The organism is Flavobacterium taihuense (assembly GCF_019351435.1).
Taxonomy (GTDB): Bacteria; Bacteroidota; Bacteroidia; order Flavobacteriales; family Flavobacteriaceae; genus Flavobacterium; species Flavobacterium taihuense.
This window is the reverse complement of the sequence record NZ_JAHWYN010000026.1, coordinates 1-12,952: the sequence shown is the minus strand read 5'-3', so window position 1 is coordinate 12,952 and position 12,952 is coordinate 1. Positions and strand designations below refer to the sequence as shown.

The window sequence follows — 12,952 nt, the reverse complement described above, 5'->3', positions numbered from 1 at the left end:
CAACTAATCCTAGTAATTAGTTTTACTAAAAACAGCACTATAAGTCTATAATATTGCTATTATTTTAGATTGATAATCATGATGAAGCAATCATAAATACGAAAGAATCATTTCTTAACAAATTTATCAATACTTCCTCTATAACTAATCATGCTACGATTTGAAGTATTTATAGTCAAAGAAGCATTTCCTTCAAAAAAGACTGTCAAAACAATACTGTACAAATCAGTTTTGTCTTTTACTTCTGCTTTGATAATATAACTCTTCTTGTCTTTTGCAATCGAATAATTTTGTATTGGTCCTTTAAAATCCAAACCTCCACTACCTCCATACCCTACTCCACTATAAGCGCGTCCAAAATAAGGCATTTCACTATGAATGGTATCTTTTTCAAATCTCAAGAAATTTGAATTCGTTGTCATATCAATACTTCGTGTTCCTTGCGGATATGCCATTGTTGCCTGAAATTCAAATTCTTTTGAATCAACAAGAGCTTCCACTTCTTTTTGTTTTGCTAATTTTTTTTCCTCTTTTAATTGCTGTTTCGTTTTTTCTTGAGCAAAACCAATTAGCATTGAAAAAGACAGAAAAAAAGTTAAAATTATTGTTTTCATGACTTTAATTTTTAAAATAAAAAAAGACAACTAAAATGCAAAATTACTGTTGATACGTAAATCGCATCATTACAACATTCCCAATCAGAAAATTTAATGCTTTACCATCATCTGAAATTGTGTACCGCTCAATTTTATTTAGAGTATCCATATAAACAGTATCACCATTTCCTTCGCAGGCCATCATGGTCATCCCTATTTTGGCGTCTTTAAAATTAATTTTGTCATTATCCAACAGTAAAGCACCAAAATACTGATTGCAGCTATTGTTACCTGTAACTTTATTTTCTTTGGTATTAAATGTAATTGTCGGCTTTTTGTTGGGATACAAACCATCAAACGTAATTCTTGGCCCAGTAATATAATTGAGTTCCCAAGTTCCTTCGAGTGAAGCCGATTTCATAACTGGTTTTGAAGTTGAGCACGATGAAAAATTCATGCAAATTAACACTACTAATAAGGTGATTTTATTCATAGTACTTTATTTAAAAATTCAAATTGCGTCTTGTAAAAATAAGAAAAATTAATAAGAAAAAAAACCGATGCATTATCAAATTTGCATTATTAAAAAGGTATGATTATTTTCGTAAAAAAGATAAACGATTATGACAATACTAGGAATAGGTTCTCGAATTGAACATCCAGAATATGGAAAAGGAGTAGTAACCAATGTTTCTTCCAAAGAATATTGGGTTACGTTTATAGAAAATGGACTGGAAACTATTGCTCTAAACGACGAATTCAAAATTATAGAAGCCACTGTAGATGAAGTAGATACCGTAAGTTTTTCGGAGGTTGAAAAGAGCCTGAGAGATCTATTGAAAAAATGGTCCGATGTTTCAGAAATTGTTCCAATTGGAGACAAATGGAAAGGGGGGAAACTAATTTTAGAACCGGGCCAGGCCGGATTGGCCTCCAAAGAAATCCCGATTGACACTTTTTTTCATAAAATCATAATGGTTCGTGACCGATTGCGTGTGATGGAGCAAAAGATAAACAGTAGTAAAATAGAAGAAATTGAAAAAATAGAATTACAACAACACCTCACCCGCATTTATGGTAGTTTAACTTCTTTCAATATATTATTTAAATCACCTACCAATCATTTTATCGGAGAAAAGTCAAAATAGATTTTAAGAAACAATTAATTTTAATACGCTTTTTTATACGTAATTTTATAATCCAATTAAAATTTTAAAATCATGAAAAAAATAATTCTTCCTGTTGTTATTGTTTTTGCAGTAATTATAGGCTGTAAAAGCAGCGGTAATTCGAGCGATTCGAAAAAATTAAATTTAGTTTTTGAATCAAAAAGTAATAGTAAAGTCACTGGAACGGCGACTTTTACAGAGAAAAATGGCAAAGTAACTTTTGTTGCAAAAATCGCTGGATTGCAACCTGGAATTCATGCCATTCACATTCATGAAAAATCAGACTGTTCGGCCGCTGACGGAAGTTCTGCCGGAGGACACTGGAATCCTACCTTCAAAAAACACGGAAAATGGGGAGAAGGAGAATATCATAAAGGAGATATTGGTAACTTTACGGCTGATGAAAAAGGGAACGGCACCATCACTTTGACTACTGATGAATGGTGTATAGGTTGTGGCGATACAACGAAAGACATCTTAGACAAGGGACTTATTGTTCACCAAGGAGCAGATGATTTTGTGACTCAACCCACTGGAAATGCTGGTGCGAGAGTAGCATGTTCAGCCATAATAAAATAAAGCAATAGAAAATTCTCTTGAAAGAAAAGGAACATCATTATTTTAAAAACACAGCAGCTTGGCGAGAATGGTTACACAACAATCATCATTTGTCAACTGGTGTGTATTTAATATTTTATAGAGTAAGCAGTCCTTTTGAAAGTATGCGTTGGGAAGAAGCCGTCCAAATAGCCATTTGTTATGGCTGGATTGATTCTACTGTTAAAAACGTTGACGAACATAGCCGAAAGCAATTTTTTTCGCCCAGAAAAGACAAAAGCGTTTGGAGTAAACTGAACAAAACCTATATCGAAAAACTCATTGCTGACAATTTAATGCATGAAAGTGGATTAGCCAAAATAGAAGCGGCAAAGCAAAACGGCACATGGACTTCATTAGACGCTGTTGAAGATTTAATAATTCCTGAGGATTTAGGGCTAGCTTTCGAACAAAATAAAATTGCTTATGAAAACTATCAAAATTTCAGTCCTTCCTATAGAAAAAGCTATCTGTATTGGCTCAATCAGGCCAAAAGAACTGAAACTAGAAACAATAGAATTACAACCATTATTGATCTTTGTAAGCAAAATAAAAAATCTAGAGACTAATTTTATTGATCATTATTTGTTTATAAACAAATAACAACTAAAACATACTGCCAAGCCTTTGAATAACAAAATTGACGCATCAATACTCTGAATTATTGAATCTTAAATTTCCAGAATTAAAAAATAGAGATTTCACAAAAAAGCTCAGAGATTTAATTTTATAACTCTTAGAGATACCTATTGATTCATAAAAAAACATAGCTTTGCAAAATCAAAACTAAGCAATGATTAACCCTTCAGCATCTGGTTGGATCGATAAATTCTTTACAAAACTAAAGTTATCAGAACACATTGTATCTGACACTGAAGATTTATTTTATCAAAAATTAAGGAATACAGGCTTCATATACGGTCACATTATTTCATTTGACACTTCTTTCAAAATTGACACCAAAGGTTGGTTCAAAGATGAAATTTCCAAAATTGCCTTGCTAAATGCTTTATATGGTATTTTTTCGTTAACCACTAAAGAGCAAAATCCAGATTTATTTATCGAACAAGTCAATGCCTTTTATAAACAAATGCATCCCGAAGGTTTTAGTCTATTTAAAAAAATATTACCCAAAAACACCAGTGCTTTAACATTGGAAAAAATTATTGACCAACGTGTACAAACCAATGAAAATATAATCAATAAAAATTTTTCGCATCTAGTTACCAATGCGTTATTATTTATTGATGTTTTGGCTTTTCGCCAATATTTGATTCATGGTGAAATTCCTGAAAAATATCTTAAAAAGATAGAGGAAACTATTGTCAATATTGTCATTCTTGCTTTAAAACTAAAAACGAACAAATCTCAATATGATGATTTGTTAATCAAATTATTTGAAGCCTCCATACGATACAGTAAGTTTTCTAAAAAAGAGAATATTACTTTAGAAAATTTAGAACTGGACTATTTCACTGCCGAATTGGAAAAAAAATATCTTATTGACATGGCAGGAATGGCTTTATGGAGCGACGGAGTTATCGAAAATAGCGAAGCTTATTATTTGCATACTTTGGCCAAAGCCTTACATATTGAAGATGAATTTGTAGCACAAAGCATTATCAATACAGATGGTTTTATTGCCAAACATAAAAAAGAAATTCCCTATTTCAATTATTCGAATCCTGTAAAGCATTTTTATGATCAAACCACACAAAGTGTCATTACCTTAATTTCCCGTAATAAAACAAGATTACTGAAGGAAATTATTCAAAGCAAAGAATTAATGCTACTTCTAGCTCATTCTACACATAGAGATTTAGATGAAAAAGAAAAGAAAAAAGTAAAAAAACAATTATTGGAAATTTGCAAAACGGTTCCATCATTAACTATATTTTTGCTTCCTGGAGGTAGTTTACTATTGCCAATTTTAATTAAGTTTATCCCTACGCTCTTACCATCAGCATTTAATGAAAATCTGGACAATGACGATTAATCATAAAAAAAGCTGCTTTCGAGCAGCTTTTTTTTAAAACAATGTTATTTTTATTCAAATTTTAATTGGTATACTCCATCCAAATCTTTGTCTGAACTGAAATTCACTCCCAAATCGGTAACAAAACCTGAATTCAAACCATAAACCCATCCATGAATACTCAATTCCTGTCCGTTGTTCCATGCCGATTGCACTATTGAAGTCTTGGCCAAATCATAAACTTGTTCTTTTACATTGATTTCAACAAATTTATTAAATCGCTCTTTTTCATCAATAATCGAATCAAGATAAACATGATGCAAACGGTAAATATCTTTTATGTGGCGAATCCAGTTGTCAATTATTCCAACAGATTGGTTCCCCATAGCCGTTTTTACCCCCCCACAGCCATAATGACCACATACAATAACGTGTTTTACTTTTAAAACATTTACGGCATAATCCAATACGCTTAACATGTTCATATCCGAATGAATCACCATGTTGGCAATATTTCTGTGAACAAAAACTTCTCCAGGCTTAGCTCCGATAATTTCATTTGCAGGAACACGACTATCCGAACAGCCAATCCACAATAACGGCGGAGTTTGTCCTTTAGCTAAGTCGTTAAAATAATCAGGATCAATATTCAATTGATTTTCAACCCATTGCTTATTATTATCTAATATTTTTTTATAGAAATCACTCATTTTAATTCTTTTTTTAGGTCTATCTTTTTTTCGAGTTAAATATAATACAAAGTAACAGTTTAAAAGTTTTAATACTTTTAAATTCACAAATTATTCTGGAAATTCTTCTTTTACAACAGTCTTCTTAACCATTTCTCTTTTAACAAAATCATAATGATGTTCGATGGTTACGTGGTTTTGAGATTCGGCACTGTTCTCCAATGCATATTCTTTTTTGAATCCTTTTAGTTTCACCTTAATATTATCGTCTATTGCTCTTGTAGTCTTAAATTCATGTAACAAATCCAAAATATCGTGAGCTATATACACGGTATCATGGGCATTAATAACCACCTTACTGTTCTCAGGGATATTTGCCAATGTCAATTTTATAGCCGCTTTATTCAAGAAAGAAACTTCCTGAGCTAAATCAATATGTATAACGTCGCCATCAACATATTCTTCTTTTCTAAAACTATATGCTCTTTTAAGATTTCCTCTTAATATAAATACAATACTAATCGCAATTCCTAAAGCAACCCCTTTCAATAAATCAGTGAATACTACACCTAAAAATGTAGCGATAAAAGGCAAAAATTGGTATTTTCCATAGCTCCAAAAATGTTTGAATGTTGCTGGTTTTGCTAATTTATATCCAACCAAAATTAATACCGCTGCTAATGTCGCTAAAGGTATTTTATTTAAAAGAAAAGGAATAGTAAGTACAGACACCAATAATAATACTCCATGAATGATTGCTGACAATTTTGATTTGGCACCAGCCGCATTATTTGCAGAAGTTCGAACCACAACAGATGTCATAGGCAAACCACCCAAAAGTGAACTTAATACATTCCCAACACCTTGTGCTTTTAATTCAACATTCGTGTTAGTAAAACGTTTGTGAACATCCATTCTATCAGCAGCTTCGATACACAATAAAGTTTCAATAGAAGCTACTATGGCTATAGTCAAACCTACAACCCAAACTTTTGGATTCATGATTCCTGCAAAATTTGGGGTTACAATAATTGCTTTAAATTCCTCTACACTTGTTGGAATTGGCAACGAAACTAAATGCTCTTTTCCGATAGCCAAAGAACTATCTGAAGCAATAAAAAACTCATTCAATAAAACACCAACAATTACGGCGACCAATGCACCTGGAACCAACTTTAATTTTTTTAAAGCAGACACCTTGTCCCACATAATTAAAATCGCTATCGAAATTGAAGTAATCAATATTGCTCCTAATTGCAGATGATTTATAACATCAAACAAAGCTGAAAAAGTATTATTGTCGCTCACCTGCAGGAAAGCCTCATCACCTTCAAAATCAGCATCATACCCAAAAGCATGTGGCAATTGTTTCATGATGATGATAACTCCAATACCTGCTAACATCCCTTCAATTACATTGGTTGGAAAGTAATTAGAAATACTTCCTGCTTTAAGAAAACCTAAGGCCAATTGAATTAGTCCCGCTATAAAAACAGCCGTTAAAAATACATCAAAAGCACCCAAATCAGTGATTGCTGTCAATATAATAGCCGTCAAGCCAGCAGCTGGTCCTGAAACGCTTAATTGAGATTGGCTTAAATATCCGACGACTATACCTCCTATTATTCCTGAAATAATTCCTGAAAACAATGGTGCCCCAGAAGCCATTGCAATTCCTAAACAAAGTGGTAACGCCACTAAAAAAACAACTAAACCTGATGCAAAATCAGATTTAAAATAAGTAAAAAGATTAGTTTTTTTTGACATAATATAAATTAATCATATAAAATTAAATATAGTTTTCCTTTGCAACACAATGCTGCAGAGGTTGAATTTCAACACTGAAAAGTACCGAAGTCCTAAAAACAAAGAGTCCAGGAATAAATATAAAACTATTCACTTTAGCAAATATCCAGATGACATTACCTATAATCGTATGCTTCCAATTTTAAATTAAAATCGCAACATTACTCTTATATGAAAAACATCAACAACCGTTTACCTGCAAAAAAAATGATTTATAAATAACCAATCAATGATTTTTAATTACTAAAAAACTAAACGTTATTTGGGGGAGGGATAAATATCGACGCACAAATTAAATCATGCTTAGATAAATTTTCAAAAATTATAAGTCCTGAACCTTTTTCTACATCAAAAAAAGACATTTCTAAAAAAGGATTGAACGTATAATATTTTATATCATGTTTTATTTCTTCAATAGACGAAGAACGTGAATTGCAATCTTCACATAAGCTAGTAGAATCCTTGTTTTTTTCCAAGCAAGCCACAATTGTTGGCCCTAACAGAAATAAAACAAAAAACAACAATACTATACTTGCAAAGATTTTCATAGCGGCAAAAATAACTGATACAAACTGAACTGTAAAACTTAATGCTAAAAAATTAATCTAATTTTAACATCTTTAAAAAAGCCTAAATGAAATAAAAATCATTTAGGCTTCATTTAAAATCAGTCAGAATTATGAACATTATTCTAACCAAGCATTCATCATCCAAATTGTTTTTTCTTGTTCTACAATAAAATCACTCATCAAAGAATTGGTTCCCTCATCATTAATCTCAGAAGCTTTCTTTAGAATTTCTCTCTCGATTTTTAATAATTGGGAAAGTGAATTTACTATTAATTCAATACCAGCTTCATCATTTGAAATATTCTTTCCCACTGGCAATTGATTGAATTTAATATAATCCTCAAAGGTATGCAAAGGTCTTCCGCCGAGAGTTAAAACTCTTTCAGCGATTAAATCAATTTTCAGATGAGAATCATTGTAAAGTTCCTCAAATTTTAGATGCAAATCAAAGAAACGTCTTCCCCTAATATTCCAATGCAAACCTCTTAGACTTTGATAGTAAATTTGATAATTAGACAAAAGTACATTCAATTCAACTATTATAACTTCTGATTCTTCTACCGGTAATCCAATTGTGTTTAGTTTCATGCTTTTTTATTTATTTTGTTTCCAACTTTTCTTTGTAACTATTCATTAAATTAGGATGTAGCCTTAAAATTACAACAATACTGCACATCTTTTTTTATATTTTTCATCAAATTTATTTATTAAACTCAAAAAACTACTATAAATTAAATTGATTGTTTTTATATTTGCATAAAAAGATACTATCCGATGACAATCACACAACTTAAATATGTATTGGCTGTAGCCGAACACAAAAACTTCACTCTGGCCGCCGAAAAATGTTTTGTCACTCAGCCCACATTGAGTATGCAAATTCAAAAAATTGAAGACGAACTGAGTATACAAATCTTCGACCGTACCAAAAAACCTATTCAATTAACTGATATTGGTCAAAAAATTGTAAACCAAGCCAAAAATATTGTTAACGAGGCTGATCGTATTCAAGATATTGTAGAACAACAAAAAGGTTTTATTGGCGGTGAATTCAGACTCGGAATTATCCCAACCATTATGCCAACTTTACTTCCAATGTTTTTGAATAATTTCATCAAAAAATATCCAAAAGTAAAGTTAATCATTGAGGAACTAAATACCGAGGAAATTATTACAAAATTAAAAAACGGAAATCTCGATGCTGCCATCGCCGCAACACCATTAGAAGATGAAAAAATTAAAGAAATAGTACTTTATTTCGAACCTTTTGTTGCTTATATACCCGAAAACAATGCGATTTTTAAAAAAGAGGAAATTGAAATAGACGACCTTAACATTAATGATATTTTATTACTGCAAGACGGTCATTGTTTTAGAGATGGTATTTTAAACTTATGCAAAAACAGAAATGAGTCAGGTCTAAAATCATTTCAAATAGAAAGTGGAAGTTTTGAAACATTAATTAAATTGGCTGACGAAGGGCTGGGAACAACTTTATTACCCTATTTGCATACTTTAGATTTAAAGGAATCCGATAAACTAAAACTGAGACATTTCAAAGAGCCTAAACCGGCTCGCGAAGTGAGTTTAATTTACCCAAAAAGTGAGTTAAAAATTCAAATAATCGATGCCTTACGAAGCACCATAGCAGGTGTTGTAAAAGGCGCTATAGTCTTTCAAAATGTTCAAATTGTAAGTCCGCTGTTGAAAAAATAATCCCATAAAAAAAGGAACCTAAATTGGTTCCTTTTTTAATTAATTCACCTCTATATAAATCAAACATTTTTTTAGTTCCGGTTTTTCATTAGTAAAGAACATCAACCAATTTCTTAAATGTTCAATTTCATATGGCAGTAAATTCCTGATTGCTTTTTTTAACTCTCTTTCAAAAAGAACAGGATCAAAGCTTACTCTTTCGAGTACCGTTTTTGTATAATCATAAATCATTCTAGACATAACAAAAAGGTTTAAATATTTTAATTAGTAACAACATCAAAAGTATTGAAATAAATCAATCTTACAAAGAAATAAATCCGTTAAATACAAATATACTAGACCAAATGCATACAATACATATAATTAGTAATTAAAAAATTACATTCATACAATCTTATCCAAAAGTTTAAACCAATGAAAATCAAAAAAGGAACCAAATAAATTGGTTCCTTTTTTTTATGGGTTTACAATTACTAAACATTGCTTCAATTCTGGTTTTTCGATTGTGAAGTTAAATAGCCACTCTCTTAATTGATCCAGTTCGAAAGGCAAAAGTGTTCGAATTGCTTTTTCAAGTTCTTTGCAAAAAAGTACAGGATCAAAACTCACTCTCTCTAGCACAGATTTTGTGTAATCAAACATTATTTTAGACATAATAAATTAAGATTTTTGGGGTTAGATCTTGATTTTAACGTGATGTAAATGTACATTTTTTTTTATAACTAAATATTTTTTTAACAAAGAAATATCAATATTATATCGTTTTCGTAAATGTCTTTTTTTTAATCTATATCTAATTCAAAACTTACTTTCTAGCCCTAAACATTTCTCTTTTTCCAGGTGGTCCGGCTAGTTTTTCGACGGTAAACCCAACTTCTATCATGCTTCGTTTAACAACGCCTCGTGCAGCATAGGTCACTAAAACTGAATTTGGCTTAAGTGCTTTGTACATTTTCTCAAATATCGAAGTACTCCAGAGTTCAGGTTGTACGCGATAACCAAAGGCATCAAAATAAATCAAATCGAATTTCTCAATATCATCAATTTCCTCGAAAAATTGTTTTCTTTTGGTCAAAGTAAAGGTCTCAGACAAATCGTTTTTTACTTCCCAATTTGCAGCATGCATTTGATCAAAAATAGTTTTTGAATCTAAAGCATTCAGTTCATCCAAATAATTCATAGACTGAATTTCCTGTTCCGAAATTGGATAGGCTTCTACTCCAACATAATCGATAGATTGACCTAAATTTTGAGCCTCCAAATAGGTTATAAAAGCATTTAATCCTGTTCCAAATCCTATTTCTAAAATTGAAACTTTTTGATTTGAAAATAATGCCAATCCATTTTTTATAAAAACATGCTTAGCTTCCTGTATCGCACCATGTTTAGAATGATAACATTCATTCCATTCTTTGATATGAATTGTTGTAGAACCGTCAAGCGTGTGTATAATTTCTCTTTCCAAAATATGTTTATTGAGGTTATATAGCATTTTCAAACACTATAATCTTTTCAAAATTAAATAAAAGAATTTCTTATCGCTATCTAAAAAGGATATTTTTTATATAATCCATAGAATTTCACATCATTTTCCAAATAAAATTATACAATAATTAAATCACAGTTAAACACCATAATTAATGATATTTTGACAAGTATTTATCTGATTTTTATTTAATTTTGCAAACAATATTACTGGTAATAGAAAACTTTTTTAACCCAACCGTTTTATTAACTAAATAACTATTTTTTTTAAAACAATATAAGTAACAATTATGAGTACCACTCAAGCCAACAAAATAGAGATAATAAAAGCACCGACTTCAAAAATAAACGAAGTAGATTTTGATAATTTAAGCTTTGGATCCGTATTTACGGATCATTTATTTGAATGTGATTACATCAATGGAGAATGGCAACAACCTGTTATTAAACCGTATGCCCCTTTCCTACTTGATCCATCGGCCAAAGTATTCCATTATGGTCAGGCCATTTTTGAAGGAATGAAAGCTTACAAAGATGACAATAATGATATTTGGCTTTTTAGACCAGATGAAAACTACAAACGTTTCAACACATCAGCTGTTAGAATGGCTATGCCGGAAGTTACTGAATTTATTTTCATGGAAGGTTTGAAACAATTACTCAAATTAGATGAGGCTTGGGTAAAAAAAGGAAATGGAAGTACAATGTACATAAGACCTTTTATGATTGCAACCGGAACTGGTGTAGTTGCTAATCCATCAGAAGATTATAAATTCATGATATTATTATCTCCTGCAAAAGCGTATTATTCTGGAGAAGTAAAAGTATTAATTGCTGAACATTACAGTAGAGCTGCCAACGGAGGTATCGGTGCTGCCAAAGCTGCCGGTAACTACGCTGCACAATTCTATCCCACTACATTGGCTAATAAAGAAGGATTCCAACAAGTAATCTGGACTGATGATGCCACACATACCAAACTTGAGGAAGCTGGTACTATGAATGTATTCTTTAGAATAAACGATACTTTATTGACTGCACCTGTAAGTGAGCGTATCCTAGATGGTGTTACCCGGAAAAGTCTTATCGATATGGCCAAAAAAGAAGGAATCCCAGTAGAGGTTCGTCCTGTATTGGTTTCTGAACTTGTTGAAGCTTCAAAAAACGGAACTTTAAAAGAGATTTTTGGTGCTGGTACTGCAGCAGTTGTTAACCCAATTGCAGGTTACTCATACAAAGATGTTTATTATGAATTACCAAAAATTGAAAATTCGTATGCTTCTTTATTGAAAGAAAAACTAACAAACCTTCAAAACAAACTAACCGAAGACACTTTTGGATGGACAGTTAAAGTATAGATTTCAGACTGCAGAATCAAGATTGCAGATTTAAGTTATAAAAAGCGATTTTCAATTTGAAAATCGCTTTTTTTTTATGTTTACCAGTGGCGTTTTTTTCTAAATAAGCTTCGAGAAATCGGGCTTGAAATAATTAGGTCCTTTCATTACTTTTCCATCTTCACGATAAATAGGATTTCCGTCTTCGCCCAATTTACTCATATTGGAACGTTGAATTTCATCAAATACTGCTTCAATTTTATGTTGCAGACCATGTTCAATAATTGTACCGCAAAGAATATACATCATATCCCCTAGCGCATCTGCAATTTCTACCAAATCATTATTCTGAACTGCTTCCAGATATTCTTCATTTTCTTCTTTCATCAAATTATAACGAAGAATATTCTTCGCTTCTCCTAAACTGCCTATTGGCGTTTCGCTATGTCCTATCCTAAATGCCGTATGAAATTCCTTAACAGCGTTGATTTGTTTTTCCATCCTTTAAAACTATTGATTTGAGATGGAAAATTAACAACTATTTCTAAACTATTACCTAAATTTACCAAAAAATATTTCAACATGTTCAGTCAAGGTCAATTAGTATTTGCTCTCTGTTTTTTTATCGCTTTTGTTATAGCAATGGTTTTTGCTTATCGACAAGACGCTAATCTTCATAAAGTTTTTTACAAAGGAAATTATAAAATCTTAATCGGATTTTTGATATTTATAGGTTTATTATTTGTTATCAAAATTTACTTTAAGCACTAATAACAGTAACTAAGCTTCTAAGAGTCTAAGATTTCAAACAGAGCCATAACATTCTATCTTGTAAATCTTAAAATCTTAATTTTAGAATTTTACAAAAAAAAGCCCACATCACTGTCTACCGTCTGGACACATCTCTAAAAAGCATCCAGCCTTGCATAATTGCGGCGAATTTTTGAAGACCAATCCAAAAGGTTGTGATGCCAGGTTTTCTCTCTGAAAGATAACCTTTCCAGCCTCCTAAT

Annotated in this window: 16 protein-coding genes; 7 read left to right on the top strand and 9 right to left on the bottom strand. The window is 31.4% G+C overall.

The features are described from left to right. Window positions 1–107 precede the first annotated feature (107 nt). Window positions 108–614 (bottom strand): DUF4251 domain-containing protein, encoded by a 507-nt coding sequence (locus tag KZH69_RS18770; protein WP_219319012.1) that lies wholly within the window; start codon window positions 612–614, stop codon window positions 108–110. A gap of 43 nt (window positions 615–657) precedes the next feature. Continuing rightward, window positions 658–1,089, bottom strand: coding sequence for an META domain-containing protein (locus KZH69_RS18765; protein ID WP_219319011.1), 432 nt, complete (start codon window positions 1,087–1,089; stop codon window positions 658–660). 130 nt (window positions 1,090–1,219) lie between these two features. Here KZH69_RS18765 and KZH69_RS18760 point away from each other — a divergent pair, with 130 nt between their 5' ends. The 4 genes from KZH69_RS18760 (at window position 1,220) to KZH69_RS18745 (ending at window position 4,358) form a co-directional block, all read left to right on the top strand. Next, window positions 1,220–1,744 carry a DUF8685 domain-containing protein gene (locus KZH69_RS18760; RefSeq protein WP_219319010.1) on the top strand — a complete coding sequence of 175 codons (525 nt, stop codon included), beginning with the start codon at window positions 1,220–1,222 and terminating at the stop codon, window positions 1,742–1,744. A gap of 72 nt (window positions 1,745–1,816) precedes the next feature. Next, complete coding sequence (locus KZH69_RS18755; protein WP_219319009.1) at window positions 1,817–2,344, top strand: superoxide dismutase family protein; 528 nt, start codon at window positions 1,817–1,819, stop codon at window positions 2,342–2,344. A 17-nt stretch (window positions 2,345–2,361) separates the two neighbouring features. Further along, window positions 2,362–2,931: a YdeI/OmpD-associated family protein gene (locus tag KZH69_RS18750; RefSeq protein WP_219319008.1), complete on the top strand. Its 570-nt coding sequence runs from the start codon at window positions 2,362–2,364 to the stop codon at window positions 2,929–2,931. 224 nt (window positions 2,932–3,155) lie between these two features. Beyond that, window positions 3,156–4,358 (top strand): LETM1-related biofilm-associated protein, encoded by a 1,203-nt coding sequence (locus KZH69_RS18745; protein ID WP_219319007.1) that lies wholly within the window; start codon window positions 3,156–3,158, stop codon window positions 4,356–4,358. 50 nt (window positions 4,359–4,408) lie between these two features. Here the strand turns inward: KZH69_RS18745 and can are convergent, their stop codons facing one another. The 3 genes from can to KZH69_RS18730 form a co-directional block, all read right to left on the bottom strand. Further along, entirely contained in the window at window positions 4,409–5,047 is a 639-nt protein-coding gene (gene can, locus KZH69_RS18740) for a carbonate dehydratase (protein ID WP_219319006.1), read from the bottom strand. 90 nt (window positions 5,048–5,137) lie between these two features. After that, on the bottom strand, window positions 5,138–6,793 hold the full coding sequence (locus tag KZH69_RS18735) for a SulP family inorganic anion transporter (protein ID WP_219319005.1): 1,656 nt from the start codon (window positions 6,791–6,793) through the stop codon (window positions 5,138–5,140). Window positions 6,794–7,518: 725 nt separating this feature from the next. Beyond that, on the bottom strand, window positions 7,519–7,989 hold the full coding sequence (locus tag KZH69_RS18730) for a Dps family protein (protein WP_219319004.1): 471 nt from the start codon (window positions 7,987–7,989) through the stop codon (window positions 7,519–7,521). A gap of 186 nt (window positions 7,990–8,175) precedes the next feature. Here KZH69_RS18730 and KZH69_RS18725 point away from each other — a divergent pair, with 186 nt between their 5' ends. Further along, on the top strand, window positions 8,176–9,117 hold the full coding sequence (locus KZH69_RS18725) for a hydrogen peroxide-inducible genes activator (RefSeq protein ID WP_219319003.1): 942 nt from the start codon (window positions 8,176–8,178) through the stop codon (window positions 9,115–9,117). Window positions 9,118–9,156: 39 nt separating this feature from the next. On the opposite strand, the gene KZH69_RS18720 is transcribed toward KZH69_RS18725, so the two are convergent. The 3 genes from KZH69_RS18720 to mnmC2 all read right to left on the bottom strand — a co-directional run bounded on the left by KZH69_RS18720 (window position 9,157) and on the right by mnmC2 (window position 10,582). Beyond that, window positions 9,157–9,357: a hypothetical protein gene (locus KZH69_RS18720; protein ID WP_219319002.1), complete on the bottom strand. Its 201-nt coding sequence runs from the start codon at window positions 9,355–9,357 to the stop codon at window positions 9,157–9,159. Between the two features lie 216 nt (window positions 9,358–9,573). Next, window positions 9,574–9,771, bottom strand: a complete 198-nt coding sequence (locus KZH69_RS18715) for a hypothetical protein (protein ID WP_219319001.1) — start codon at window positions 9,769–9,771, stop codon at window positions 9,574–9,576. Between the two features lie 151 nt (window positions 9,772–9,922). Beyond that, window positions 9,923–10,582, bottom strand: a complete 660-nt coding sequence (gene mnmC2, locus KZH69_RS18710) for a tRNA (5-methylaminomethyl-2-thiouridine)(34)-methyltransferase MnmC2 (RefSeq protein ID WP_219319000.1) — start codon at window positions 10,580–10,582, stop codon at window positions 9,923–9,925. A gap of 310 nt (window positions 10,583–10,892) precedes the next feature. On the opposite strand from mnmC2, the gene KZH69_RS18705 reads away from it, so the two are divergent. After that, complete coding sequence (locus tag KZH69_RS18705) at window positions 10,893–11,960, top strand: branched-chain amino acid aminotransferase (RefSeq protein WP_219318999.1); 1,068 nt, start codon at window positions 10,893–10,895, stop codon at window positions 11,958–11,960. 99 nt (window positions 11,961–12,059) lie between these two features. On the opposite strand, the gene KZH69_RS18700 is transcribed toward KZH69_RS18705, so the two are convergent. Further along, entirely contained in the window at window positions 12,060–12,440 is a 381-nt protein-coding gene (locus KZH69_RS18700; protein WP_219318998.1) for a pyrophosphohydrolase domain-containing protein, read from the bottom strand. A gap of 81 nt (window positions 12,441–12,521) precedes the next feature. Between KZH69_RS18700 and KZH69_RS20610 the strand changes: the two genes are divergently transcribed. After that, on the top strand, window positions 12,522–12,710 hold the full coding sequence (locus KZH69_RS20610) for a hypothetical protein (protein WP_255558506.1): 189 nt from the start codon (window positions 12,522–12,524) through the stop codon (window positions 12,708–12,710). The last annotated feature ends 242 nt before the right edge of the window (window positions 12,711–12,952 follow it).